This is a genomic window from Deltaproteobacteria bacterium, assembly GCA_016874735.1.
In the GTDB taxonomy this organism is placed as follows: domain Bacteria; phylum Bdellovibrionota_B; class Oligoflexia; order Oligoflexales; family CAIYRB01; genus CAIYRB01.
In genome coordinates this window covers 1-26,815 of record VGTI01000035.1, presented here as the reverse complement: position 1 = coordinate 26,815, position 26,815 = coordinate 1, and the positions used below count along the sequence as shown (strand labels likewise).

At 53.7% G+C, this 26,815-nt stretch carries 20 protein-coding genes; 14 read left to right on the top strand and 6 right to left on the bottom strand.

What is annotated here, in order from left to right:
* Nucleotides 1-35 precede the first annotated feature (35 nt).
* The 3 genes from mqnE (at nt 36) to FJ146_13440 (ending at nt 3,354) form a co-directional block, all read left to right on the top strand.
* Nucleotides 36-2,213, top strand: coding sequence for an aminofutalosine synthase MqnE (mqnE, locus tag FJ146_13450; protein ID MBM4252972.1), 2,178 nt, complete (start codon nt 36-38; stop codon nt 2,211-2,213).
* A 90-nt stretch (nt 2,214-2,303) separates the two neighbouring features.
* Nucleotides 2,304-2,657: a hypothetical protein gene (locus tag FJ146_13445; protein MBM4252971.1), complete on the top strand. Its 354-nt coding sequence runs from the start codon at nt 2,304-2,306 to the stop codon at nt 2,655-2,657.
* Between the two features lie 52 nt (nt 2,658-2,709).
* On the top strand, nt 2,710-3,354 hold the full coding sequence (locus FJ146_13440) for a DedA family protein (GenBank protein MBM4252970.1): 645 nt from the start codon (nt 2,710-2,712) through the stop codon (nt 3,352-3,354).
* Here FJ146_13440 and FJ146_13435 read toward each other — a convergent pair.
* A complete protein-coding gene (locus tag FJ146_13435; protein MBM4252969.1) occupies nt 3,351-4,076 on the bottom strand; it encodes a 3'-5' exonuclease in 726 nt (241 codons plus the stop codon). The genes FJ146_13440 and FJ146_13435 overlap by 4 nt on opposite strands.
* A gap of 123 nt (nt 4,077-4,199) precedes the next feature.
* Between FJ146_13435 and FJ146_13430 the strand changes: the two genes are divergently transcribed.
* Nucleotides 4,200-6,242, top strand: coding sequence for a GAF domain-containing protein (locus FJ146_13430; GenBank protein ID MBM4252968.1), 2,043 nt, complete (start codon nt 4,200-4,202; stop codon nt 6,240-6,242).
* Nucleotides 6,243-6,266: 24 nt separating this feature from the next.
* A complete protein-coding gene (locus FJ146_13425; GenBank protein ID MBM4252967.1) occupies nt 6,267-6,848 on the top strand; it encodes a leucyl/phenylalanyl-tRNA--protein transferase in 582 nt (193 codons plus the stop codon).
* 10 nt (nt 6,849-6,858) lie between these two features.
* On the opposite strand, the gene FJ146_13420 is transcribed toward FJ146_13425, so the two are convergent.
* Genes FJ146_13420 through FJ146_13410 form a run of 3 tightly spaced genes read right to left on the bottom strand, consistent with a single transcriptional unit; the run spans nt 6,859 to nt 13,191 of the window.
* A complete protein-coding gene (locus tag FJ146_13420) occupies nt 6,859-7,863 on the bottom strand; it encodes a ketoacyl-ACP synthase III (GenBank protein ID MBM4252966.1) in 1,005 nt (334 codons plus the stop codon).
* A gap of 42 nt (nt 7,864-7,905) precedes the next feature.
* Complete coding sequence (locus tag FJ146_13415; GenBank protein MBM4252965.1) at nt 7,906-9,354, bottom strand: carboxypeptidase family protein; 1,449 nt, start codon at nt 9,352-9,354, stop codon at nt 7,906-7,908.
* Nucleotides 9,355-9,357: 3 nt separating this feature from the next.
* On the bottom strand, nt 9,358-13,191 hold the full coding sequence (locus FJ146_13410; GenBank protein MBM4252964.1) for a hypothetical protein: 3,834 nt from the start codon (nt 13,189-13,191) through the stop codon (nt 9,358-9,360).
* Between the two features lie 63 nt (nt 13,192-13,254).
* Between FJ146_13410 and FJ146_13405 the strand changes: the two genes are divergently transcribed.
* The 8 genes from FJ146_13405 to FJ146_13370 all read left to right on the top strand — a co-directional run bounded on the left by FJ146_13405 (nt 13,255) and on the right by FJ146_13370 (nt 23,652).
* Nucleotides 13,255-14,319, top strand: a complete 1,065-nt coding sequence (locus FJ146_13405; GenBank protein MBM4252963.1) for a trypsin-like serine protease — start codon at nt 13,255-13,257, stop codon at nt 14,317-14,319.
* 27 nt (nt 14,320-14,346) lie between these two features.
* Nucleotides 14,347-15,252: a cytochrome c gene (locus FJ146_13400; GenBank protein ID MBM4252962.1), complete on the top strand. Its 906-nt coding sequence runs from the start codon at nt 14,347-14,349 to the stop codon at nt 15,250-15,252.
* 153 nt (nt 15,253-15,405) lie between these two features.
* Nucleotides 15,406-17,367: a transketolase gene (locus tag FJ146_13395; GenBank protein MBM4252961.1), complete on the top strand. Its 1,962-nt coding sequence runs from the start codon at nt 15,406-15,408 to the stop codon at nt 17,365-17,367.
* Between the two features lie 22 nt (nt 17,368-17,389).
* Nucleotides 17,390-19,828, top strand: coding sequence for a 3-hydroxyacyl-CoA dehydrogenase/enoyl-CoA hydratase family protein (locus FJ146_13390; GenBank protein ID MBM4252960.1), 2,439 nt, complete (start codon nt 17,390-17,392; stop codon nt 19,826-19,828).
* Nucleotides 19,829-19,860: 32 nt separating this feature from the next.
* Nucleotides 19,861-21,036: an acetyl-CoA C-acyltransferase gene (locus FJ146_13385; GenBank protein MBM4252959.1), complete on the top strand. Its 1,176-nt coding sequence runs from the start codon at nt 19,861-19,863 to the stop codon at nt 21,034-21,036.
* Nucleotides 21,030-21,353: a (2Fe-2S)-binding protein gene (locus FJ146_13380; GenBank protein ID MBM4252958.1), complete on the top strand. Its 324-nt coding sequence runs from the start codon at nt 21,030-21,032 to the stop codon at nt 21,351-21,353. Before FJ146_13385 ends, FJ146_13380 begins: the two co-directional genes overlap by 7 nt.
* 419 nt (nt 21,354-21,772) lie before the next feature.
* Nucleotides 21,773-22,387 carry a hypothetical protein gene (locus FJ146_13375; GenBank protein ID MBM4252957.1) on the top strand — a complete coding sequence of 205 codons (615 nt, stop codon included), beginning with the start codon at nt 21,773-21,775 and terminating at the stop codon, nt 22,385-22,387.
* Between the two features lie 155 nt (nt 22,388-22,542).
* Nucleotides 22,543-23,652, top strand: a complete 1,110-nt coding sequence (locus FJ146_13370) for a hypothetical protein (GenBank protein ID MBM4252956.1) — start codon at nt 22,543-22,545, stop codon at nt 23,650-23,652.
* A gap of 233 nt (nt 23,653-23,885) precedes the next feature.
* Here the strand turns inward: FJ146_13370 and FJ146_13365 are convergent, their stop codons facing one another.
* The gene (locus FJ146_13365; GenBank protein ID MBM4252955.1) at nt 23,886-24,329 is read right to left on the bottom strand and encodes an OsmC family protein; all 444 of its coding nucleotides are present in this window, start codon (nt 24,327-24,329) and stop codon (nt 23,886-23,888) included.
* Nucleotides 24,330-24,599: 270 nt separating this feature from the next.
* Nucleotides 24,600-25,904, bottom strand: coding sequence for a hypothetical protein (locus tag FJ146_13360; protein ID MBM4252954.1), 1,305 nt, complete (start codon nt 25,902-25,904; stop codon nt 24,600-24,602).
* Between the two features lie 349 nt (nt 25,905-26,253).
* Between FJ146_13360 and FJ146_13355 the strand changes: the two genes are divergently transcribed.
* Nucleotides 26,254-26,815 (top strand): hypothetical protein (locus FJ146_13355; protein ID MBM4252953.1); only part of this gene is annotated, 562 nt, incomplete at its 3' end.

The window sequence follows — 26,815 nt, the reverse complement described above, 5'->3', positions numbered from 1 at the left end:
TTTCTAAACGTGCCATGGCTGACCAGGAGTAGACGATGGACATTATAAGCTCTGTAGCGAAAAAGCTCGATCAAGGCATTCGTCTTAGTGAAGATGATGCACTTGCCTTATTTCAGAGTAACGAACTAGTTGCCCTTGGCCAGCTAGCAGATCAAGTTAACCGCAAAAAAAATCGCGACTTGGTCTTTTACAACGTCAATCGGCACATTAATCCTACCAATATCTGTGCACTCAGCTGTAAATTTTGCGCCTATTCTCGCAAACCTGGCGAGGAGGGAGCTTACGCCTATTCCATTGAAGAAATGGTCACAAAGGCTGGCGAGGCCGTGGCTCAGGGTGCTACCGAAGTCCATATGGTGGGTGGCCTGCATCCGCGCTGGAAATTCGATCACTACAAAGACATGATTAAAGCGGTAAAAGCGGCTTTCCCTCATGTACACGTTAAGGCCTTTACCGCGGTCGAGCTGGATTGGTTAGCCAGACGCGCGCGCAAGACTATTGAGGAAGTACTGAGAGAGCTGCAGGACGTCGGTTTAGGCTCACTGCCGGGTGGCGGAGCCGAAATATTCCACCCAGAAATCCGCGATGTCATTTGTGATACAAAAGTATCGGCAGAGCAATGGCTGGACACCCACAGGTTGGCGCATCGCCTTGGTATGCACAGCAATTGCACGATGCTTTACGGACACATTGAAAATTACGGTCACCGTGTCGATCACATGCGCCGCTTGCGTGAGCTCCAGGATGAGACGGGCGGCTTCAATGCGTTTATTCCTCTCGCATTCCAGCCGTTTCAAAACGAGATGGGGATCGACCGTTATACGTTTGGCTATGATGACCTGAAGACCTTGGCGATCGCCAGGCTTTACCTTGATAACTTCAGGCACATCAAATCTTACTGGATCATGCTTGGCCAGGAAATTGCTCAGCTCGGATTGCAGTTTGGCGCTAATGATCTCGACGGTACGGTGATCGAAGAAAAGATTTCAAGAATGGCTGGCGGCCGCTCTGGGATGGCCATGAGCCGCAGCTTTATTGAACAACTCATCCACAAGAGTAAAAGGATCCCTTGCGAGCGGGACACGCTTTATAAGCCTGTGCGAGCACCTGAAGTGACGGCATTGCCTGACCCACGCGACATCGTGCGTCAAACGATCAATAAAGCAGACTACGGTGACACGCTAACGGGTGACGATCTTGAGCTCTTAGCGACGGAAGCCAGCCTGCACGATCTTGGACGGCTTGCTAGCGCACGCATAGCGACAGCTGACGGTGGACTCGACGGTAGTATTGCGCCCACGGCCACGGTTCGTCTGCCTGAATTTGCCGCGGCTGCTGAGGCTTTAACTAAACTAGTTGAGATCTGCGAAAGCAGCGTTACCAAGTTCACTCTTGAGCCGCGTGTCATTGCCCTCGATCTCGCGAGCCATGTGCGGGACGCTCATACTTGGTCGCTGCCGGCGCTCAGTGAACTTATTACCGCCTGCCGTGAGCGTTTCCCGCGCCAGGAGATTGCGCTTTGGGGGACCAAAGGTCTATGGCGTCTCGCAAATGCCGCCAGCCTCAAGCTGGACCAGGCAGCGCAGCTCCTCAGTCAGGCCGGTTTACAGCTGTTTGCCTCGAGCCCGGCTGAGAGCGAGACCGATCTGACCCACAACGAAGTGGCCGCAGTGCATGAAGCTCTGCACAAAGCGGGCATCGATACAGAGGCTAGAGTTGAGCTCTCGGCCCCCGCATTTAGCTCGGGCGAACCCCAATGGTCCAACTTCCTGCGCCGCGTGGAACTCTTTGCCCAGGTAAAGGCGCGTAGCAATGGTCTGCGTGGCGTCGCCGTGGCTGCGTCTCCCGACAGTTTTGTGACGACCAGCGAATACCTGCGCGCCGTGGCACTGACCCGTCTTGCGTCCGGCCATGGGGCGACGATCATCGCTCCGCTAGCGCAAATTCCGACTATCAGCCAGGTCCACGGCCTCGGGACGGCAAGCTATCAGCATCCAGCAGAAAAGGTTGCAGCGGTAGCGCTGCACTACGGAGCTAACGATCTCGGCGCCATCGATGTGGCATCACTGAGTCCCGTAGCTGTCATGCAACAGGTCCGCGCTGCTGGGTTTAGACCTATGCTGCGGGCCACCGTGAAGGAGCCCGTAAGCAGTGAAGTTACCGAATTAATCAGCAAATCTTTACGCCATGCACCAAGTGCGTTCGTAGATTAGAAAAGTCAGATAGAGAGCTAAGAATTTGGCCCCAACTTACCGATGACTGAACCAGAGACAGGGTGGTCTTCTCAGCTGGGTAACTAAGCCATGACGGACGCCAAAAAACTTGAAGCAGACAGACGGGCCCCAACCGTCGACTCAGCGCGCCTCATCGAGGCTGAAGCTGTCGATACGCACAGCGATCCGGCGGTGGGAATATTTTCTGGGCAACCAACAGGCCTCAAGGCTCCCTCCCAAGGAGGGCGACGCAGCAAAACTTTATTGCGGCGAATCGCACTGCATATGTTAGTGTTTTTCCTGATCGGTGTGGTGATGTTTGCCGTGGGAGCGGGCCTGGCACTCGCCCTATTTAATGGGGCACTAGACCAGTACACAGTGGTGGTCAAAGCCTGGGTACACGAGGCACGCGACATCTTGCAGCACCTTTTGAAATCGTCTTGAAATCACTTTGAAATCATCTTGAAATCAGTAGGACAGGTCACTAAAGGTTGATATGCAGTTCCTTCACGACGTACTTCATTTTCTTCAGCCCTACGGATCGCACAGTTACTTTGTGATTCTCGCGATGTTACTGGCCTGTGGCTTCGGCATACCCATGCCCGAGGATATTATTTTGATCACGGGTGGCATCCTCTCATCGCACGATATCACCAATTATTGGGGTGTCGTGGCCGTAGGCATGATCGGTGTCCTTGGCGGCGACGGGACTGTTTTCATGCTCGGTCGTCGCTTTGGCACCCGGATCAGAAGCCGCGCTTTTTTCAGAAAACTGCTGAGTGACCGCCGTGATCACCAGGTGAGGGGCATCATCCAGAAGTACGGTGACAAAGTGGTGTTTATGGCTAGGTTTATGCCGGGACTGCGAACCCCCATTTTCTTCACCTGCGGCAGCTACCATTTACCGCCCTGGAAGTTTATCCTCCTCGACGGTCTCGCTGCTCTTATTTCGGTGCCCCTGTGGATCTATGTCGGACATCTTTTCGGGAGCAACCTCGAGGAGCTTGAGATCAAAATCCGGCAGTTCCAGTTCGGGATTTACCTGGTTCTCGGTCTCATCGTGTTGGCATTTGTAGGCGCAGCACTGATTAAGCGCCGCGCCCTACGCAACCTACCGACCGAAGACGGCGCTCAGCCCTAAAGGCTGGCAGACAGCTGGCGCTCGATCGCTGCACCGCGGCCACGATAGACTTGCTCTTGGAGGAATTGCCGCTCCTCGGGTAAGGCACTTTCAGCTAAGATACGGCTCCACACACGCTGATCCGTATCCCAGCGATAACCGCGCTGACGTAGGATGTCTTTGGTCTCAAACGGTGAGCCCACCGCTTGCACCAAATACTCACGCTCATGGCTTCGTGCCACGAGCTCGTGCAAATGGTCGCCGATGAGCCTGAATGTGGTGGCGCAATCAAAGACTGCGCGGTGTGCGAAGGGATTCACAAAGCCATGATCAGCAGCCAGGTGGTTGAGGGCGAGAGTATTAAAATGCTTGCTGCGCCAATCGATGTGACGCATCGAGCATGCCCAATGCAAATTGAGACCTGCGAGCTCAGGCACACGGTCGATAAAGGATCGGTCGAAATCCGCATTGTGAGCGACAACGACACTGGCACGCGCCAGCATCTCCTGCACAATGGCCCAGTTGATCTGCTGTCCCGCGAGCATGGCGTCACTTAGGCCCGTGATTCTGATGATATCGGCGCTCAACTCGGTCCCCGGATCTTGCAGCGCACCATAAGTCCGCAGCAGGTGGGGCTTGCCAGATTCCCCCACCTGAAACTCTAAGAGACCGATTTCAATGATCTTATCTGAGGTCGGGGAGAGACCCGTGGTCTCAACATCGATAATTACCCCAAAATCCATGAAAAGACTCCTGTGACCGGATAGTTATGCCGGCATGTTGGTGTTCGGCGCGGACTGCCTTAAACTATAACCATATCCTCTGCCAATTTTCCAGCCTCACCGATTCGGAGCATCGACCCTCCCATGACGACGACACCGCGCCCTATTGCAGCGCTAGATGCTGAACTGGAAAAATCTTCCGTTGATCACCCGATCAACACTCATCTCCAGCTTGCAGTAGCATTGCAAACTACACCTGGCTTTAGAGCCTTCGCCATCAGCACCCCGGATGATGACGTCGTCGTGATCACACGCGACGGCCTGATTCAAATCCTCTTGGGTAGTACCGTTTGGCAGGCCATCGCAGACTTCCAGGTGTACTTGCAACAGGCGAGCAGTGACTCATCGATTTGCTTGGTTTGCACTGGAACCCACACGGAATTGGCTGCACTGCCTGAATACATTAGCAACAGCCCCGATATCCAACTACTTGGATTGCCGCTGCATCCCTCGGCCCTCTACCCCATCGTCCACAACATTTATAATATGCAGACGCTGCTGCGCTACGAGCGCAATAGCTCCCTTGAGGTACAGGAATCCAGCCAAGCAGTTAAACACATCATGTCCATCTCGCGCGAACTTAACGGAGAGCGCGACATCCCCAAGCTACTCGATCTCATTCTATTAAAGGCGCGCGAGATCACCAACGCCGACGCAGGATCCATCTATACTGTGGATTCACCAACCAATCGTGTGCAAGACGGTAGTATTCAGTTTCACCGCACGCAGAATCACTCGATCAGACAAAATCTGTCGACTTTTTCCCTACCTGTAAACGAAAAATCCATAGTCGGCAGTGCCTGTATTCATGCCGTCTCGATTAACATTCAGGATCTTTATCAGCTAAGCGAAGACCCCGAGAAAAATCCCTATGGCGCTCGTCACGATAAAACTTGGGATCAGCGCATAGGTTATCAGTCACACTCGATGCTAACCGTGCCGATGTTCGACATTAGCCACAACATCATCGGTGTCATTCAGCTCATTAATCGCAAAAAAGATCGAGAAGCTAAACTCACCTCTCCTGAGTCCTTCACCGAGCAAGTGATCCCATTTGACGAACGCGACCAGGAGATGGCAGAAATCGTTGCCCAGCAAGCAGGGATCGCGCTCGAAAACGCCAACATGCACCAGAATATCCAGGACCTCTTCGACGGCTTGGTGACTGCATCGGTCACTGCCATCGAACAACGAGACCCAACCACCAGTGGTCACTCCCACCGTGTGGCCGCCTTGACGGTGGGCCTGGCTGAGATCGTCAATAAATGTGATGCGGGTCCGTACAAGGCCTCGTTCTTCAATGACGATCAGATTCAGGAAATTCGTTACGCCTCGCTTCTGCATGACTTCGGTAAGTTGGGTGTACGAGAAAACGTTCTGACCAAGGCCAAGAAACTCTACCCGAGTGAGTTAGAGCGTCTTTTCATGCGCTTTGAACTCATTCACGCCACGCTTGAGGTCGACTATCTACGCAAAGTGATCCAGTATCTGCAGTCGCCCGATCAATTTCCTATGGGAGCCAATCCCTATACTTTTGAGTACGAAAAAAACCAAAAGATCGCCGAGCTTGAAGAGCATCTGCGCTTTATCAACAAAGCCAACGAGCCTACGGTGCTCGAACAAGGTGGGTTTGAAAAACTCAAGGACATCGCTAATCTGAGCTACCGCAACCTAAGGAACGAGCGCCATCCCTACCTGCTCAGTGAAGAGCTGAAAGCTCTCTCCGTTTCGCGCGGGTCGTTGACCCGTGAGGAGTTTGCTGAGATTCAAAGTCATGTCGTTCACACCTATGAATTTTTGCGCAAGATCCCTTGGGGTAAAAAACTTGCCAACGTGCCGCAGATCGCCGCCAAGCATCATGAGAAACTTGACGGTTCCGGCTATCCTCATGCGGCGCAGGTAGGTGAGATTCCAACGCAGTCTAGAATGATGACCATCGCGGATATTTTCGACGCTCTCACAGCTAAAGATCGTCCCTATAAGAAAGCCGTGCCAGTTGATCGCGCCCTTGACATCATTGAGATGGAAGTTAAAGGTGGCAAAATCGACTCGGAGCTCTTCCGGCTGTTCTGTGAGGCGAAAGTTTATGAACCGGTGCTCGACCCCAACTTTAAAAGTAACATCTGAGCCTTGACTATAGCTAGAAATAGGATGAGCACCCATCTCCTGCGTCAAGCCTATGCGCAGGGATATTTCCCTATGCCTCATCCACATAGTAACGAACTCCTCTGGCTAAGTCCCGATCCACGCGCCATCATTCCTCTCGACGGACTCCATGTGTCGCGCTCCCTCGAACGCACGATCCGACGTGGGCACCTCACCTACACTTATGACATGGATTTTGCGGGAGTCATGCAAGGCTGTAGCGAGCGTCCCGACACCTGGATCACCGATGAGTTTAAAACGGCCTACCAGCGTCTACACAAGGAGGGGTACGCCCACTCCGTCGAGATTTGGCAGGATGATAAGCTGGTTGGAGGCGTCTACGGCGTGGCTTTGCACGGTGCCTTTTTCGCTGAGTCGAAATTTCACCGCGTTCGTGATGCCTCTAAAATGGCAATCGTTAAATTAGTCGAACGCATGAAGATATGCGGTATGGAACTGCTTGAGGTGCAATTCCTCACCGACCATCTCAAAACTCTGGGGACCATCGAAGTACCCCGCCGTCAATACCTGCAGCTGCTCAGTCATGCCTTAAGCAGCCCAGCTAAATTCACCCCAGTGTCGCCATAGCCACTTGCCGTCACCAGCGCATCATCGCTGAGGCCCACATAAATCCGGCTCCAAAGGCTGCCATGCATACTGCATCTCCTGCATTAACGCGGCCTGATCTGACAACTTCGTCCAGGCACATCGGGATGGAGGCAGCCGAGCAATTACCGTAGCGCTCAATGTTATTGAAGGTTTTGGTGAGTGGCTGCTCCAGCTGTTTCATCACCGCCTCGTTGATGCGCAAGTTTGCCTGATGAAAAAGATAGAGATCAACATCGTTCGGCGTCATGGCATTATGACTCAAGGCAGTCGCCACCGCCTCTGGCATACGTGTGACTGCATGTTTGAATACCTGCCGCCCCTCCATTTTCGGATAATGAATTCCGGCGGCCATGATCTCTGGCGAGATCATCGGTGATTGACGCGTCGACGGCGCCTCGATCTTAAGTAAATCCCTGTGAGCCCCCTCGGCATAGACATGGACCGATAACAATCCCCGCCTACTATCGTCGCTCGGCACGAGGACACAAGCACCAGCACCGTCGCCAAAGAGCACGGAAACGTCCCTACCAGGCGTCGAGAAGTTGAGGGCACGCGAGTGGCACTCGGCTCCCACTAAAAGCACCCTTTTGTACTGACCAGATGTGATGAAGGCCTGAGCAACGTTAAGGCCGTAAAGGAATCCGGAGCATTGATTCCTGATATCCAGAGCTGGCGTCGTGCCACATCCGAGGTAGTCCTGCAAAAAGGCACCCGAACCAGGGAAATAGTAATCGGGACTTAGCGTCGCAAAGATGATCATATCGAGATCGGTACTCTTAACCCCAGCCATATCAAGGGCTGACTTTGCGGCCTCTAGCGCTAGGTCAGAGGGTCCAAGGCCTTCCGCGGCATAACGCCGCTCGCCGATCCCACTGCGCTGCCGGATCCACTCGTCGGAGGTATCCATCAGCTTCTCTAAATCGAAATTCGTGACGACCTTTGGGGGGACGTACATGCCGGTACCAACAATACGCGCTCGGGGAGTTGTGGCCATATCATATACCTCTGCGGAATTTAGTAAGACCATGGATCAACGTTACTGGACAACCATCGGGCGCCTAGATCTGCCTAACGCTAGCGCGGACTCGTGGTATCCACCTATAGCCTCAGCTAACGACTCGCCTAAGGCGCGAAGGTCACGGGGCTTAACCCATCGACCCGTCTTACCAGCTAAACCATATGTAGACTCAAGCGTCAAAGCCATAACGCGATCTTTAAAATTGAGCCACCACCATGTCTCCGGTAAGCGGCGCGCTAGAAAGTAGTTGCCTCCGTCCACCGGTGGCGCCATCACGCGGTCCTGACCGTAGGAAGCGGCAAGAATATTTATAAATTTAATTTGTTTATCATAAAGCTGAGCCTCGCGTGCCGCGTACCCCTTGGCCATCGGACCAAAGTGCGGAAAGGCAAAGATATTGTCACTCGGTTGACCGGCTGACGTGTGTAAATTAAGGGCAATAGTCACTGGAACTCCACTGGCCAGCATGTCACGAAAAGCTTTATTCAGCAGCTTTATCTCCACTGGTGTCTTCTGACTGTCCAGTTTGAGGCTGGAATGCGGTGACGGTATCCACTGCCCTTCGAGATTTATTCCCGCCGTATTGGTGCGATTATTGCCAGCAATCACGCCATCAATATTAACCATAGGTATGATGGAAAATATCACTCTATTGCGTAGCGAGCGTGCTGATTCTCCGTCGCTTAATAGAAAATTGATCAACCCTTCAAGAACCAGAGAACTCCCGACCTCTCCTGGGTGGGTGCGGGCGTGGATAATCACGCGCTCCTTAGCATTGATGCCTTGCTGCTCCGTAATCGTGACCATGGGAATACGACTACCGCCTGGCGTACGACCGATATAGCTGATTTTGACATCAGGCTTATCTTTGATCGCATCAAGATAGTGGACTAACCGGGAATATGTGTAAGGAATATAACGCGCAAACCAAATCTTCGACTGCTTGAACTGCTGCGTTATTTGGATACTTTGCGGACTCAGTTGCTTGACAGAGGATGCGGCAAACTGAATCCAATCAATATTATCCAGGGAATAGAACGGCAAGAAATAGTGTGGAATTCCTAGACCCTCGATCGTCAGAGTCACGGGCTGATCTGTCGGCAAATCATCTAAACTAAAGTAATACCACTGGCGCCAAGAATGCGGCAGCGCATCATCATTATCGCTACGCATTTGCACGGTATAGGAGTGAGGTGAATGCTTAACCACTGCCCCTATGTTGCCACCCTCAAAAGTGGCCGTGTTGCGCGTCTTAGGCACGGCAAAACGACCCACCTGAGCCAAAGCCTCCACCTGTCCTAGCGGACTCTGGGCGAGCAAGGCGACTGCGCGGCGTTCCTCAAGATGGATGAGCCCAGCCCAAACAAGAGACGTCGCTAGAGTCCCGACACAAACAGCCATACCAGCGGCCGCCAGAGTGCCGCCATGAATCCTTTGCAAGCGCTGAAGTAGCCTATATTTGGCCAAGTGCTACCAAACCTCGTCTTCGAGTTGTCTAGGGTCGGCCCCATCTTGGGGTAAGAGGTCATCCATACCCGCCTTAACGTCTACCTGCGGCGCATCGGATCCACTATCTAAGTCATTGATGACTGCATCGGCAGTTACTTCTGCCTGCGTGCCCGCTGTAATAGCTTGTCCGCTTGCTGGCGCAGAGGTCGAAGTGGATGCAGGACGAGGCGCCACGGCGGCCCCACTTTGGGGTTCAGCTTTGCCACCACCATTGGTTGCTTTTGCACTCTGCTGGTCGCCACGCTTTCCGTCATCATCGTAGTAGCGCACTTCGTCGACATTCACGTTCTCGTCGCTCTCAGGCGTGGTGGCCGGAGCCGCTACACCGCTACCAACGCCTGGCAGAGTGCTTTGATCTTGGGCCTTGTAGGGACTAAACATCCGCAGTGGGGCGCCGCCGCTAAGAGGCATACTAACGACGGTTTCCACCACACTGGCACGGAATTCGTCACTGGCAGCACTGGCCGACTCACCCTCGCGCGAACTATCAGACGTACCGATGGCCTCCTGATCGGCCGTACCGCCAACGATGACACCGCGCGGCATATCAATGGCGAGCGGTGTCGCCCTGTCTTCGGTTTTCAGCGGCCATTCCTGTTTGGCCAACATCGTTAGGTCGAGGACATCAAGCATCTCGCCGTATTTCTTTTTATCAATAATTTCTTTAGCCAAACCAATCCACGCCGGGAGCGCTCCGAGGGCTCCCGTGATGTTGAGACCACCAGCGCGCATCTGCATATTCCGGTCGTATCCCGTATAGGCAGCCAACACATAGCTGTTTTCAGGATCTAGTGGCGCCCCTTTTTCGACTGGATAAGGGATAAATCCTGCGAAATTGGCATTATTGTAGTCGTTAGTCGTTCCGGTCTTACCAAAGGACGGGATCCGAATGCGCTTCTCACCGGGCAGGACTTTGTTGCCTCGGTTCTCCTTGGCTTGCAACACATTACCCTCGCCACCCAAGGTCAAGTAGAGCTCTGACCTGGCGCGACGCCCGGTGCCGTGTGTCACTACCCGTTTTAAGATCTCACGCATCTGTAGGCCAAACTCAGGGAGCACCAACTGATACTCACTACGCTTGGGCTCGAACAACGTGTTGCCAAAGCGGTCTTCAATACGGCGAATCAAGTTGACTTGGTTAGGGGGACCTTCCTTGTAATACCTGTACGTCTTGCCGCTGACGAATGTTTGGTAGATCTTGGCGACCTCGGCCAAAGTCACGACATTAGTCCCCAGGGGGAACGACAGTACCGGCTCGATACTACTTGTGACACCCATAGCTTTAGCAAGAGATACGAGGTAGTTGAGGCCAACGGCGATTTTAAAATCGTGATGGTTATAATAGCGGAAGAGGTCGTAGTCCTCTTGGCGAGCCATCACTTGCTCGTAGTGTTTATTGACGTAGCCGTCCAGTAATTGCTCGTTGCCGTGCGGCATCCAGCCATCGATCAGGACGTCATTTAACGTGATATCAGCCGAGCCAAATAGTGCACTGCCGCCCCAGATCGCCTGCACATCCATCGGCGTCATGGGGCGCCCTGCAGGCATCATAAGGCGCTCGATTTCGGCCTTATTCTTGTAATCGCGCTGGGGCGCCTCGCCGGGCAAAGTCATGACGTAACCAAGCGCCGGTTTACTAAGCCCTGGCAAGACGCGGAAATGATCTAGTAGAGGCTTCACCTGCGGATCAACCGCGGCGGCCTCTCCCCCCTTGGCCTGCACGGCCTGTTCGATCAACTTCCAGTCGGCCACCATCTGTTGATCGAGAAGTTGATGTCTCAGGAAATTGTTGCTGGCGAGACGAAGTTTGACGGATTTTTGCGTCGGTGACAGGTCATCTTTGGCGAGTAAGATATTTTGCAATTCGCTAGCATAGCCCCGGCCCCACCACATCTTCTTGAGGCGTTGCTGAAATTCAAAACTTGATGTGTATTGCACGTCGAGCATCAGATCATTGATCGCGTTGGTCAGCTGAAACTCGCGCACGCCATCATTATCAAGCTGAACCCCCATGGCCCGCGCAACGCGGAAATGGAAATCACGCGGCGCCTCACCTGGGTGAGGCAGGAGATCCATCACTCCCATGAGTGATTTGAACTGATCGAAATTGAGCTTGTCGGCCAACTTACTCGTGAGGGACACCGATGCACAGTTCTCGGACATGATCCCTGCCCAAAGCATCGACACTTCTTTATAGGGACTGTCATGGTCTGGCCGCGGATAGTAAAACCGACTCTGGAACGGGAAAATCTGACGCTCGTTATCAAGCCTATCTAAGATCGACCAACCTAGCTGCAAGGCAGCAAAATACACCACCGGTTTGAAGACCGATCCGGGTTGCCTTTTAGCTTGCATAGACCGGTTAAAGCCGTGGGTGTCAAAACCGGAAACCACAGCCCTGACTTCACCTTTATCGAGCGCGATGAGTCCGCCGTTGACGCGCGGCCTTTTCATGAGCTCGCACACGCCCTCATGAGTCTCCACGTTGTATTCGCGGACCTCCATATAGAGGACATCGCCAACCTTAATCTTCTTGACGATGTCGGCTGCTACGACCTCAGGTTTTTGGTAGTAGGGCAATGCTACTTGTGAGGCATAGCGCTTAAGGGATTCGTAGGGGACGGTGCAGCTTGGCAGACCAAAGGTGATTTTCAGCTCGGGTTCTTTAGGCGTCCCGGCGATAGCTGCAACCTCGCCAAAGTAGAAGTCATTGATCGTCAAGCTGCGCAGCTTGCGGTAGTAATCGGGACGCTCCTGCTTAAAACCCTTAAGTATGGATTCTAGACGCGACAAGTTACGGCGCACAGCAAGCTGCCCCGCCTGCTGGAGTTCCCCGTCGATGGTGCTAAATATTTTAAGTCCTGCGGCGTTTAGCTCACGGGCATCTTCCATACCAAGAGCCTCGAGGATCTCCTTGCGCTGCAGCTGCTGACTGATCAGGTCGACCAGGGCCACTTCGTCCGTACGGAAGCTACCCCGGTTAAATTTGACAGGCTCGTCCCAAGCTTTTTTAAAGTCCTCTTCACTGATCCAGCCCTGCTCATACATGCGCCTCAGTACGTAGTTCTTACGGTTAAAGGCGCGCTTGATCGCCCGCTCGCGCCGCTCCCGCGTGTACTTGATAAATGGATCGTACTGGCTGGGCCCCTTTACAGAACCAGCGATAAACGCTGATTCGATGAGGTCCAGGTCTTTTACGTCTTTATTGAAGTAATATTTGGCAGCAATACCAATGCCACGTCCATTGCCCGAGACGTGAAACTGATTGAGGTAGAATTCCAGTATTTGACGCTTGGAATAAAGGCGCTCCAACTGAAGTGCGGCTATAGCCTCTTTGACCTTACGGCTCAATGTGACATCCCACCAGCCCAGGATGTTACGCGCTGTCTGCTGCGTGAGTGTTGATGCACCACGCATACGTCCGCCCTTGAGCACACCAATCGCCGCTGACGCGATGGCCGCCGGATCGATCCCGTGGTGGTGATAAAAGTTTTTGTCCTCGGCAGCGATCAGTGCATTGATCATAGTCGCCGGCACTTCTTCGATCGGGACATAGCGCCGATGGGCGTCACTAAAGATGGAGCCAATCGGCGTCTTCTCGTCCAACATATAAATGTTGGTCTCTTCGTTAATGCGGGCAAGAATCGTTGCCTTTTTAAGGCTCGAGTCGTCGCCAAAATAAACCAGGCCGTAGACCACGGATAGGACACCGAGGAGTCCAGCTATCGCACTAACTACCGAAGCCGCAAAGCCCCATGCAGCAAATTTAGCAAAAGACCTAATAGAGATCGCCATCACGACTCCGATGCAGAATTTACCCTATCCTATCATGGCCGCAACCCATGATAAACTGATGGGATGAGACCATTTTTCCTCACCTTCACCTTAATGCTACTCGCCTCAACAGCCGAGGCCCGAGTGTACGAATCATTTGCCGATGTCGCCGAACGCGCTATTCCAGGCGTCGTCAACATCCGCACCACGATTTACTCGGGCAACAAGGATCCAGCACTGGATCTTTATCAGTTTTTCCTTAACGGCACACTACCAAGGTCGGCGCAGACCCACTCCGTCGGTTCCGGCGTGGTGATCGATAACCAAGGCCACATCTTGACCAATCATCATGTGGTCGAGAACGCCAGCGTCATCGAAGTTTTGTTTGCCAAGACTAAACGCAAGGTCAATGCAACGATTGTAGGCATCGACCCAAAGACGGATTTGGCTCTGCTGCGCACGCAACTGCCACCCGGCGTCAATTGGCTCGATCCAGGTGATAGTGATCTCTTGCGCGTTGGCGATGTCGTCCTGGCCATCGGTAACCCTTTCGGCTACGCGCACACAGTCACGAGTGGCATCATCTCGGCTAAGGGGCGCGTCATCGGCGCTGGACCTTACGACGACTTCCTGCAGACCGACGCAGCCATCCATCCAGGCAACTCGGGTGGGCCCTTGATCGATATCCGGGGACGGGTCATCGGCATCAACACGGCCGTGGCGGCAGAAGGCCCGAACATAGGCTTCGCCATCCCCATCAATATCGCCCGCGCTGTCGTCCGCGACCTACTGAAATTCGGCAAGGTCAAAAGACCCTACATCGGTATCGTCGGGAAAAACATACTCTCCACCGACGAGGTAGAGTCCGGTGACACGCTGGGCGGTGTTTACGGGGTGATCATCACTAATCTGATCGTTGAGGGCCCCGGCTACAATGCGGGTCTCAAAATCGGCGATCTCGTCATGGCTATCGACAACGAGAAGGTCCTGGACATGAACCAACTGCAGCGCATGATGAGCACACGCAGCCCCTCTGATCACATCCGCCTGAAGATCTATCGCCGCGGCCGCGGGTTCATGCACGTTAATTTGGGCTTGGAGGAGTTTCCTCGCGCCAGCGACCTGCCGGTATCCAAGGATCTCTTTTAATCTTCGGTCAGTCGAGGAGGGTTACCTATGATACTGCGTAAGCTAACCAGTGCATTTTTACTGGCTGCACCTTTGAGTGCCTACGGTCAGGCCGGTGCAGTTAATAGCCTCGCCTTGTGGAGTCGGAAGCCCGGTAATTTTACTGACATTGAGAATCCCGAGAAAAACAATCTGAAGACACTGGACCTGTCTCATTTTAAGCTCCAAAAACGCACCATGCGCGACGCCCAGTATGAACGTGACGTGACCTATAAGGGTATTCCCCTCAGCCAAATTCTTAGTAGCTATAAGCCCAGCGACCAGGATGATATGGCGATCCTACACTTCGATAATGGCATGGCCATCCCGCTAATGCTTGAACCTGGTGTCCTCAGTCGCCTGGACCCATTTTTAGCTCTTGAGATCTGCGAGACAAAAACTGAGTGCGTCACGAGTTTCCCGAGCATCGGCAAGGACGAAGTGTACGGCCTGTCGGATGACCCACGCCCCCTGACTTTTACGTGGAACAAAATCGTCGTATCCAAAGAGTGGCACCCGGCGGTGCCTGCTGGCAAGAGCGGCATTTTTAGCCCCTGGCGTCACGTTGATTCCTTGGCTGGCATCGAGTTTGTCAATGCAGCGGCCTACTACCGCCAGTTTGAGTTTGGCAAAGGGAGTGGCGAGAAGGTTTTTAAAGCCCGCTGCCAATTCTGCCATGGCATCAGAAATGTCGGTGCTCGCTACGGTTGGGATTACGCCACTCCACTGGCGATCTACGAAAAAAGGTCACCAGAGCATCTCCTAAACCACGTGAAGTATCCTAAGGTACTTGCCAAGAAGAAGGGCCTGATGATGCCCACCCAGGACGACGTGACCCTGTCCGAGATGCAAGCCCTTTGGCAATGGATGAAGACTGGCGCCAAGCGCAAGAGTCTGCCCGCATACCAGCCATGATGGTGTGAGATAGCGGCCCTTATTTGCAAATTTTGACGTCGGCTGATGCAAGATCCGCTAGGCCTTAAGCACTGAACTGCTATACTGCGCGCAGTTACCCAGGGCTTTAACTTTCCGGCTGTGGCCAGCAGTCGGTCATTCTAGCGAGGATCCATGCAAGATCAGCAGCTCGTCAATTTGTTCAAGGGCCTAGTTATAGACGGCGTCCACCATGCCAATAGCGGCCACCCGGGCGGCCCGATGTCGAGCATGGACCTAGCTTACTTGCTATACTCCGAGTTCTTGCAATTTGATCCTGACAATCCGAAATGGCTGGGACGTGACCGTTTCATCCTGAGTGCTGGACATATGTCGATGCTGCAGTATGCCATGCTTTACGGCATCGGATGGTTGGGGATCGACGATCTGAAATCGTTCCGCCAGCATCATTCGCGCACACCGGGCCACCCGGAAAACTTTCAAACACCCGGCGTCGAATGCACGACTGGCCCTCTGGGCCAAGGCTGTGCCATGTCGCTCGGCTTCGCGATCGCGGCGCGCCACCTGGGCAGCGTGCTCGACAAAGAGCTCTACAACTACCGCACCTGGGTGCTCTGCAGTGACGGCGATCTTCAGGAAGGCGTGGCTCTCGGCTCGGCCTCGCTCGCTGGCCATCTTAAATTGGGTAATCTTGTCTGGATCTACGATAAAAATCACATACAGCTCTCCGGACCAACGAATAAATGCATTTCGGATGACTATGTTAAAGTGTTCAGCGGCTTTGGCTGGCAGGTGCTCAGCATCGACGGCCACAACCACGCTGCGATTCGGCGCGCTTACGAAACCGCGCGCAAGACCTCGGACCGCCCTACCATCATTATCGCCGACACGGTGATGGGCAAGGGCTGTGCCACCCTCGAGGGCACGGCCAAGACCCATGGATCTCCCCTGCCTGAAGCTGAGCGCCAAGCGACTAAGGCCAACCTAGGGATCCCCGATGGCGAGAGTTTTTACGCACCGTCGACGCTTCGCTCCCACTTTCAGCGCAATTTTGCAATGCTGAGAGCCACGGCTAAAGCTTGGCACGCGCGGCAAGAGCACCTCCTGGAGACTTCGCCCGAATTCCGGGCGCGCTGGGTCCAGCACTATCAGCCTGTCGAGTCGGCCAAACTTTCGCCCGTGCCTTGGACGCTGGACAAAGATATCCCGACGCGTAATGCCTTTGGCGACATCATCAAGCACTGGGCAAGCGAGTTGCCGCAGCTATTTGGTGGTAGTGCCGATCTGGAGCCGTCCAACATGACCGGGGCCTTTGCCAAAGGCGTGGGTGACTTTGACGCTGAGCATCACGGCGGTCGCAACCTCAACTTCGGCGTGCGTGAGTTCCCGATGTCGGCACTCTGTAACGGCATCGCACTCCACGGTGGCCTCATCCCCTTCGATGCGACATTCCTAAGCTTTGCTGACTATTCACGGGCTGCCTTGCGCCTCGGCGCCATCCAGCGCGTGCGGGTGATCCACGAGTTCACGCACGACTCTTTTTACCTCGGTGAGGACGGCCCTACGCACCAACCAGTCGAGCAAGTGATGGCATTGCGCCTTATTCCGAAACTCTACGTCATGCGTCCGGCCGATCCGCAAGAGACCGAAGTCCTGATGCGCAGGGCGTTGGAGCTAGAGTTACCAAGTGCCCTGTGCCTGACGCGGCAGAAGGTGCCGTATCTTAAATTGCCTAAAGAGAAGCTGGCCCATGCGGCACGCGGTGCCTACATCGTCCATGATACACCCGACGCTGATCTTCTGATCCTGGCCACGGGTAGTGAAGTTGGCCTGGCCCTCGCGGCGGCAGCGCAACTTAAGGACTACCGTACGCGTGTGGTATCGATGCCCTGCTGGGAGCTCTTTGCTGAGCAGACCAAAACTTATCAGGAATCGGTACTGCCACGCACCCTCACCCGCCGGGTCTCGATCGAAGCTGGAGCTACCCTAGGCTGGGAGCGGTTTACCGGACTACAAGGCTTGAATATAGGCGTCGATCACTACGGAGAGAGCGCTCCGGCTGAGGTGCTAGCTAAAGAGTATGGCTTCACGGCTGAGGCAATATGTGAGAGGATCGCTAAGCATTTTCCCCATTGAACCCGAAGGACCCTAGGAGCTGATGATGAGTTTGAAGATCAGACGGGCGGCAGTATTGGGTGCAGGCGTGATGGGTGCGCAGATTGCGGCCCATTTAGCAGCGGCTGGCGTCAAGGTACACCTCCTCGACCTAGCTAGCAACGAACCGCCTCAGGACAAAAATCTGGCAAAGCTGGTGGGCAAGCACTTCCGCTCCCAGAGGGCCATCCTCGCGATCGAGAATTTAAAGCAGCTGAAACCGTCGCCGCTCTACTCTAGCGGCGTCCTTGCCAGTGTGGTGCCGGGTAACTTTGACGATGACATGGCTGTCCTTGCTGACTGCGACTGGATTCTCGAGGCAGTGGTCGAACGCCTCGATATCAAGCGCAGCATCCATAAACGCATCGCCGAGTATGCTAGGCCGCATGTACCGATCACGACAAACACCTCGGGCATTAGTCTGGACGAGATTGCCAAGGAGCAGTCAGAAGAGTACCAGGCGCGCTTTTTCGGTACGCACTTCTTCAATCCGCCGCGCTATATGCGCCTCCTTGAGACCATTCCCCATCCCCGCACCAATGCTAAGCTCCAAGCCGATCTCGAGACCTGGATCGTCGAGCGTCTTGGTAAGGGCATTGTGCACGCCAACGATACGGTCAACTTCATCGCTAACCGTATCGGCGTCTTTGCCAGCCAAGCCGTCCTGCATCACATGGATGAGCTCAAGATCAATATCGAGACGGTCGACAACCTGACCGGTCCGCTGATCGGTCGCGCTAAATCGGCGACCCTGCGCACTGCTGACGTTGTTGGTCTTGATACGTTCGCCGCCGTGGCACGCAATACCTATGAAAAAGCGCCTAACGACCCCTATCGTCAGTGGCTCCAAACACCCAAATGGATGCAGGAGCTCATTGAGAAGGGCGCCCTCGGTCAAAAGACCAACAGTGTTGGTTTTTACAAAAAAGACAAGGACGCCAGAGGCAACACGGTGATCTTAGCCTACAGACCGGAGACCAAGACCTACGTCGAGCAGCAGGTTAAGACCTTCCCTTGGGAGGCTGACACCGACAAAGAGCGTGACACGGTTAAGCGCATTCAGATCATCCTTAAGAATAAGGACGAGGGTGCCCAGCTGGTGTGGCGCACGCTGCGCGACACGTTCAGTTACTCAGCGCTCCTCGTTGAAGACATTGCTGGTGGCAACATCCAGGCTGTCGACAATGCGCTCAGCTGGGGCTTTGGCTGGGAGATGGGTCCCTTTGCTCTGTGGCAAGCCCTCGGCTACGACGACGTACTGGCGCGCCTCACCGACGAGAAGGTTAAGTTACCTACGTGGGCTAAGCCGGGACTTAAGTTCTACGACGTAGTGCCAGGCAGCAAGGAGTGGATCGCCCAAGGTGGACCACTGAGCGAGCTCAAGGTCCAAGGTGGCCAGACCAAACTCGTCGCTCTGCCCAAACCCGACTATGCTTACCGTCTCCCATCGCGGGAAAATAAAGACGATAAGCGCACGGTCATCTCCAATAAGAGCGCCAGCCTGGTCGACATCGGCGACGGCATCGCCTGCCTCACCTTCCACTCGAAAATGAACAGCCTCGACGAGAGCATCACCGAGCTGATGCTGCAATCGGTCAACAAAGTGAAGTCCGACTTCGGCGCCCTCGTCATTGCTAACGACGCGCCCAACTTCTCGGCTGGCGCCAACATCAAGATGATTCTTGATGCCATCCACGCCAAGAAGTGGAGCGACATCGACAGCTTCCTCCGGGCATTCCAGGGCTCACTGCAGGCCGTGAAATTTGCGCCGTTCCCAACCGTATCGTGCCCGGCTGGCTTAGTCCTGGGTGGCGGCTGCGAGGTCACCCTACATACGACGCTGCGCGTTGCTGCGGCTGAGACCTATGCTGGTCTCGTTGAGGCAGGCGTTGGTCTAATTCCAGCAGGTGGCGGTACCAAAGAGTTGGCACTGCGTGCTTACGAGATGAATAGCTACGCGGAGAAGGGTGATCCCTCGGCCTTCTTGCAACGCGCCTTCATGCTGATCGGTATGGCGCGCGTTTCGGCCTCCGCGTTCGAGGCGGTCGAGATGGGACTACTGCCGCAGACGACGCAGATTTCGCTATCGCGTGAGCACATTGTCCACCGCGCTAAACGCGCCGCGTTGACCATGCTCGCTGATGGCTACGTACCGAAGACTCCGGCCGTTGGTATCAAAGTGGTTGGTGACCCAGGCATCCAGACGTTCCGCATGGCGCTCTACAACATGGTGGAAGGTCGTCAGATATCGGCCTACGACGCAGTGGTTGCCACCAAGATGGCGACAGTGCTCTGCGGTGGTGAGGTTGATGCGGGGACGCTCATCGATGAGCAGTACCTGCTTGATCTCGAGCGCCGCGTCTTTATCGAGCTGTGCCAGGAACAAAAGACGGCCGACCGCATCCAGCACATGCTGGCTTCGGGTAAGCCCCTGCGTAACTAAACCATCGCCAAGCGAACCGGAGGAATATTTCGATGAAATCCGCATATATCGTCTCCCCGCTGCGTTCTCCAGTCGGCAAGGCCGGCCGCGGTGGTTTACGCACCAAGCGTCCTGATGATCTGGCCGCTGATGTGATCCGTGCTGTTGTCAGTCATAGTGGTGTCGATCCGAAGTTGATCGAAGATGTGATCATCGGCTGCGCCATGCCCGAGGGCGACCAAGGCATGAATGTGGCACGCTTTGCGCTGCTGCTCGCCGGTCTACCGGAGTCGGTCCCTGGTGTCACCGTTAACCGCTTCTGTTCCTCGGGCCTCCAGACGATCGCCATGGCGGCGTCGCAGGTGCGGGCAGGGGATGCTGACTGTGTGTTGGCTGGTGGTACAGAGTCCATGACTATGGTACCGATGATGGGCTTTAAGCCAGTAGGCAGCCGCACCATCAACGATCATCATCCAGATTTTTACCTAGGTATGGGTCTTACGGCGGAAAACGTCGCCAAGGACTACGGCGTCACCAGAGCTGATCAAGATCAGTTCTCGTTTGATTCGCACATGAAGGCCGTCGCGGCCCTCGAGAAGGGGCTCTTCAAGGACGAGACGGTGCCAATCAAGGTGACCTATCGCAGTCCAGGCCCTGAGGGTAAGATCAAGATTGAAGAGGGCCTGGTTGCTGCAGACGAAGGTCCACGCCAGGACAGCACGATCGCAGCGCTTGGTAAACTGAAGCCCGCATTCCTTCAAGGCGGCAGCGTCACGGCTGGCAACAGCTCGCAGATGTCCGACGGCGCGGCGATGGCACTGGTGTGTTCCGAGGAGTTTGTGCGGAAGCACAACCTCAAGCCCATCGCCCGCTTTGCTGGCTACTCCGTCGCTGGGGTGCCGCCGCGCATCATGGGTATCGGTCCCGTCGAGGCGATTCCACGCGCCTTGAAAAAGGCTGGCATCACGGCCGACAAGATTGACCGTATCGAACTCAACGAAGCCTTTGCCGCTCAGTCGCTGGCCGTCATTCGCTCCCTCGGGCTTGATCCCGCCAAGATCAACCCCACTGGAGGGGCGATCGCGCTCGGTCACCCACTCGGCGCTACCGGTGCTAAGTTGACGGCGACGCTGCTGCATGGCATGAAACGTGACAAGCAGAAGTGGGGCATGGTCACCATGTGTATCGGTACCGGTATGGGTGCCGCCGGAGTGTTTGAGTTATTGTAACGACAGATGACAAGAGACAGGTGGCGGTGACGATCCGCCACCAAGGCGACGAGCGTGTCCATAAGCTGCGGCGCGGGCTTGGCTTCCAGGCCCTTGCCGCAGCGGCACCGACGCCGATTGAATTTGACTGCCGGGCTGCCGACTGCGGGATTTGCGTTATCCGCGTCACAGAGCATCCGGAGCACCTCTCGCCCCCGACCACTGGTGAGCGCGATTTTCTCACCGCCATGCGCGCCGCACCCGATGAGCGCCTAGCATGTCAGTGCCGCGTACTCGGCGATGTGACGGTTGAGGTGGATGATTACGGGCCGGGTTGAGTCTTATCCATGAAACTACGCCTTAAAAGAGTGGACCAACATTACTTGAGGTCCGGAGTTTTGAAAATTGCCCACACTTGGGTAGCAAGGTTTTTTTGCATCTATCTCACCTATAAATGGTTTCTGTTTTCTACAGATTCTGACGTTTACAACCGCCATGCTTTCAGAACTGTAGTCACGATGGTGCCAAAAGTTTTTGCACTGTATGTCCTCGGACTTTGGTTAACGACGACCACATGGGGAGTTCGACATAAGCAATTACTGTACATTATGCTTTTGCCATCGCTTTTGATGTCTACACCACTTGTTGGATTTCCATTTAGTTTGATGGGGTGGGTAGCTTTTTTAGTTGTGTTTTGGTCATACATGACCGTCTACAGTGAGGTAGAGGCAAGCACATGAGGTGGTGGCCACCAAATTTGAGAGATGAAGCGAAAGACGAAGGGTATCAATATTTTGATAAGCATATCAGAAATCTCCCCAAAAACCCCGATGGATCGTTCAATGAATTTGCACCAGGATTCGCAGACAATGATGTAGATGCATTTCGTCACGCTTATGTCAGCGGAGTCTTCACGCAGGAATTTGGAGAGAAGACGGCAAATATTCTCGGTTGGCTAAATGAACTCAGTTCTATCGGATCGCCTGCTGGTGGCGCCAACATGGACCTATGGAACAATAGCGTCGGACGAAAACTTGGCTTACAAACTAAAAACAGGATCAAGCTGGCTGAACTCGTACAAAAGGCTCTCCAGAAAAATGAACTGATTATCAGCCTGGATGATCCCCGGAAATTTACTGAAAACGTTCCACCGAAACCCGAAGGCGATCATTCGGTGATTGCTCTTAAGAGGAATGAGAACGGTGCCAACGAATATTTTTTCGACTTCAAAACCTCAAAAGTTCTAAGTAGAGCGGAATTCATAGCAGATATAAAAGCAGGCCTGTATCCAAGTTATGGGCTTAAGCTCGTTAATGGGACTGAATTCCCATTTTCGAAGAAAGACAACGACCCGACCAATAATCTCGGCTGACAGCCTGCTATTTTAATAACTAGCTATGGCAGGCATGGATAGAGTCACCGTCGTCTGGTACCAATCAGGCTGGGTACTTATCACAATAAGCTAAAGTTTTTCCCTCTAAATGCCGATATATGGGGCCAGAAAAAAAGCTTTAGAGGTTAGAACCAATGATTTCATCTTCCGGAAATGGAAAGTTATTTGGGCTCATTTGCACTCTAGGCGTGAGCACCGGGGTTTGGGCCTGCGGACCGAAAGATCGGCCATCGTCAGTGCAAAGCTCGTCTGCAAGTTTGGGACCGTTCGCCATTGAACCAATCAAGGACCAAGTCTTAGACGTATCTTCTCTCTCCAACTTCACGTTGCCATCGCTAACAGTTCCATTCAAGTTGCAAAACGCAGCGCATCCTGTTCGGTTTGAATACCTATCATCCAACGGAAAGGTAGATGGCCCGAAGGATTCGGAAGACGAAGCTTGGATGAACGATGGTAAGATACCGACAGAATTTTATTTGCACTTCGATCCTTCTGTTAATACGGGAAACGTCTACGACCCGGGTGAGGGCGAACACGAAATCACCGTAAATGCCAAAGACGCTGCGGGTCGCACGGCCGAGGTGAAGTTTAAGGTTAAGGCAGTAAAAACTATTTTCAGACACGAAATTTCTGCGAATGGCCCAACAATCGAGTTGGAGACTGTCGCGAGTGATAAGCTGATATTTAAGGCTATCAATCGACTCGCACCGAGCTGCGTGGATTTGGGAACAGGCGAGGTTTATCGCCAAAAAACCGCCATTGCCACGGAGGAGGTTACTTTTGCCAAAGTAGCGCGACCCGAAGGAGGTTTTCGCTTCACTTCCCCTGCTCTCGAAGAACCGATTTTAGCTACTGAATACGAGAACATCAAAACCGTAATTTATTTGCGCGAAATTTCGTATACCGAAGAGACAAGCACCAGCACTACATCACGAAAACCCGGTAGCGATCCGTTGGCGGATCTCTTCGGTGGTCCGGATGCCAAGTCATTGCAGTACCTGATTGCCAGGAGCTGCAAACCAGGCGAGAAAGACTATAGCTGTTACGCAGAGGTGTTAAATAAGGCATCCCCAAAAGGCCTCCTCTACTGTGGCTGGTTTCAGACGGCAACGCCTTATCGTGCCGACGATGCACCCCAAACGCCGCAAGACGTACTAAAATCTGGGCTGTGCAAAGGTCGACTTGGTAATACCTTGGCTGCAAAACTCAACATTGGTCGAAAGTTTGCGTTTTGTGATCAATGATCATTTTGACTGCCTGTCGTGTCAGTGACGCATACTAGGGCAAGATGCTACCTTTTGATTTTTCAGTATCCTTCGACTGACTAGAGCATTTGCATCTAGCATCTTTCGGCACATCGCGCAAAACTTGCTCAATATGCATCCCGCATCCTGCATATGTAGGTTTCCGGCACTTAGGACACTCTACTCTGATGCACATGACCCACCTTCACCTTTCGTAGGTTCGTATTGCGGCATTAGCTCTGAAATTGAGCCATGCCCGAGCCGACGTTTTCACCATTGAGAATCACTGAATAGTTGATCGGCACAGCCTTTGAAAGCATGGCGCTGACACCGCAATATTTGGTCTGCGATAGCTTAACCGCCTCTAGCAATATGCTCGCATCCACTTGGCCGCTCATCTTGAACGTCAAATCAACCTGGGTGAAAACAAAGGGGTGTCCACCTTGTGACGTCGTCACATTGGCGTCAATTTCAAAGGACTGAAACTGCTGCTTGTGTTTTTTCATGAAGCCGATGACATCCATAGCAGTGCAGCCGCACAGTCCTGCCACCACTAGCTCTTTAGGTGAGAGTTCAGTCTCGGCGCCGAAGGGCTTTTTGCCATCCATTGCCGCCGAATGCGTGCCGTTGGTGGCTGACAGAAGCATCCCGTTCTTCCAAGAACATTGAATATGCATGATGGTTCCTTCGTAGACTAGTTTCAATTGTGGGCCGCCGTATGAACATAAGCGCGGCTCCCTCCCTGTTCTTTACAAGGAGTGTGCCAGACCCATGAGATTAATAACCCCAGACTTCTTGGGGGCTTAAACTCATCGGCTGCCTTGAGACCTGCCTCCATTGTGTCATATTGTAGCAACAGTTTTGCACGCAATTGAAACACTAAGGCGCTCACAACTGAACCTAGAGGCGGCAAGACTGAAGGGCTAAACTACGGGTCTCGACCCAGGCTAATGACCGACGGGATTCTTCGGTTCTTGCTCAACCTGTAGCGATTTTTCATAAATCTCGCCTATCGCCTCCCAATGGCCGATGGCACCGTCAAAAGCTGGCGGCTTCATGCGGTGCACGACGTAATCCGGCCTCTCCCAGCTTAGCCATTCGCCGCCGATGATCTCGTTATCTTTATTGAGTTCCAGTGCATAGCGGTAGGTCGCTTTGACGAGATAGTCCTTGTTTTGAGCACCCAGACTATGCCAATGGGTGTCACTCTCCTGGGTGTAGTGGATCTCGGTTTCGACTTCGATCATTTTTTGTGTGCCAGCAGCGGCACTTGCGTAAACATGATCATGTTTTTTAAGGATTTTGGAACGGTAGCTATATACAGGCTGATTCCACACTTCTTTGCCTCGTGTCACATCGATCACCACTCCCATTTTATTGAGTCCAATGCGGTTACCTAGGATGATATGAAACGAGCCTGCGTTAACACCTTTGCATTCGCTGGCGTTAGCTATTGCTTGTTCGGAGGTTTTATTTAGGTCTTCGCGACAGCGTCCACCGACAGCAACCTTGCGCCAAGACGTGGCGCTTGCGCGCGTCTTCTTGTTGTCGCGGTAAATTTTGGATTGATAGTAAGTTAGTAGAGCCTCGACATCGGAGGCTCCAAAAGGCACAGTGATACCACTCTTACCGATCAGCACGACGGCCTTAGGAGCATGGAAATTCAAAGCGGCAGAGGCCCAACCGTCGCAAAGACCCTCCCACTCCTCGCTAGCGATACTAGTGCGTTGCCTTTCCCAAGTAACACCGGGGAAACTAAAGTCGCCGATATAGATCTCGTACTTGTGAGCCGGCGAGAGAGCAGCTAATTCGCGCGGAGACATCAGACGAATCTCGCTCTCGGAATATATTTTAAAAGTCTGTGCCTGCCGCCGCAGATCCTTAGTGTGTGCCTTTTTCTGATCGCCAGATGCGTCCATCCGATTCCACGGTGCAGCAATGCCACCCTCGAGCGATGGCCAGTAGGTAGATGCCCACGGAACTGCGTCTAGGTGGCCAGTGAGCGGCAATTCATCAAAGCGGCGGCTATAGTACTGCTTGAGTAAATCAGGATCATATACGGCACCGCTGTCCTCGATACTCGTATCTAGGTGCGCAAGATTCGATGGATCAACAGCCAGCGGTCCTGGGTCGTGGCTAAATTCCCACGCCTCTTTACTGCTGCTCGAAGCCGTGCCTTTACAAGCAAGGCTCGCAGCAACGAGGAGGCCGATTAACATGCCTAAACTGATCCTGAGAGTAGAACGTGGCACGGGACTATCTCCAGTTTGGGCTCTGAGCTGATGGATGTATCACACAGTAAAGTATCGGTTAACAGGGGCGAAACTTGACCTAAAGGACTAGCCATTGGCAGGGTCAGCAGGGCGGGTTCGCCGGGAATAGCCGATGTCTGGCTGGAGACCGCCTCGACCAACTTTTTGACACCCCCACCTAAGGCCCACCCAAGTCTCCCAAAAATATCAATCAATATCGGGTCCTTAACAAAAAACCTCAAGTTTAGCCCCAGGGCACCGATGTGACCTTCAAACAGGGGGGAGGATTCGCATCGTTAGAGCCCTCCATGGGTCGCGACTTACGGCACCCTTGACCGAAGGCACCCTGATGACACCGAGACTATCCACATCACTGACAAGGTCTGTATCACTACGCAGATTCCTGCTAGTTGCGGTACATGCGATTCTGTTTAGTCTCGCATTCTCGGCAGTCACCGCCTGGGCGACGACAATTACGATGAGCTATTCCGGCCGCCTGACGCAGCCCAATGGCGCACCGCTTGAAGGTACGGTGCCGATGGAGGCCAAGTTCTGGTCTGAGGGGATCGAGGGGACCCAGCGGGGGCCGACCATCGACTTCCCGGTTGTGCAGCTCATTAATGGCCTGTTTATTATCGATCTGGTGTTTAGTTCGGAAGAAGCAGCACTGATGTTTGGCGGTGGTGGTGATGATCCGGTATTTATCGAAATCACCGCTGGCGGCAAGGTCTATCCAAGGCAGAAGTTTTCCTACGTACCCTACGCCCTCAGGATTCCTGTCGATGAGCAGACGATCAAGTTTGGCAGCGACGGTAAACTCACACTCGCCGTCGGTGCCGCCTCGGGTAGCGGGTACTTTCTGACCAAAGATGCTACGGGCAAACTCGCCTGGGCATCTCCCACAGTAACCA

Excerpts from the sequence above, each read along its gene's own strand:
- mqnE (MBM4252972.1), top strand. The coding sequence starts at position 36 with ATGGACATTATAAGCTCTGTAGCGAAAAAGCTCGATCAAGGCATTCGT.
- FJ146_13445 (MBM4252971.1), top strand. The coding sequence starts at position 2,304 with ATGACGGACGCCAAAAAACTTGAAGCAGACAGACGGGCCCCAACCGTC.
- FJ146_13440 (MBM4252970.1), top strand. The coding sequence starts at position 2,710 with ATGCAGTTCCTTCACGACGTACTTCATTTTCTTCAGCCCTACGGATCG.
- FJ146_13435 (MBM4252969.1), bottom strand. The coding sequence starts at position 4,076 with ATGGATTTTGGGGTAATTATCGATGTTGAGACCACGGGTCTCTCCCCG.
- FJ146_13430 (MBM4252968.1), top strand. The coding sequence starts at position 4,200 with ATGACGACGACACCGCGCCCTATTGCAGCGCTAGATGCTGAACTGGAA.
- FJ146_13425 (MBM4252967.1), top strand. The coding sequence starts at position 6,267 with ATGAGCACCCATCTCCTGCGTCAAGCCTATGCGCAGGGATATTTCCCT.
- FJ146_13420 (MBM4252966.1), bottom strand. The coding sequence starts at position 7,863 with ATGGCCACAACTCCCCGAGCGCGTATTGTTGGTACCGGCATGTACGTC.
- FJ146_13410 (MBM4252964.1), bottom strand. The coding sequence starts at position 13,191 with ATGGCGATCTCTATTAGGTCTTTTGCTAAATTTGCTGCATGGGGCTTT.
- FJ146_13405 (MBM4252963.1), top strand. The coding sequence starts at position 13,255 with ATGAGACCATTTTTCCTCACCTTCACCTTAATGCTACTCGCCTCAACA.
- FJ146_13400 (MBM4252962.1), top strand. The coding sequence starts at position 14,347 with ATGATACTGCGTAAGCTAACCAGTGCATTTTTACTGGCTGCACCTTTG.
- FJ146_13395 (MBM4252961.1), top strand. The coding sequence starts at position 15,406 with ATGCAAGATCAGCAGCTCGTCAATTTGTTCAAGGGCCTAGTTATAGAC.
- FJ146_13390 (MBM4252960.1), top strand. The coding sequence starts at position 17,390 with ATGATGAGTTTGAAGATCAGACGGGCGGCAGTATTGGGTGCAGGCGTG.
- FJ146_13385 (MBM4252959.1), top strand. The coding sequence starts at position 19,861 with ATGAAATCCGCATATATCGTCTCCCCGCTGCGTTCTCCAGTCGGCAAG.
- FJ146_13370 (MBM4252956.1), top strand. The coding sequence starts at position 22,543 with ATGATTTCATCTTCCGGAAATGGAAAGTTATTTGGGCTCATTTGCACT.
- FJ146_13365 (MBM4252955.1), bottom strand. The coding sequence starts at position 24,329 with ATGCATATTCAATGTTCTTGGAAGAACGGGATGCTTCTGTCAGCCACC.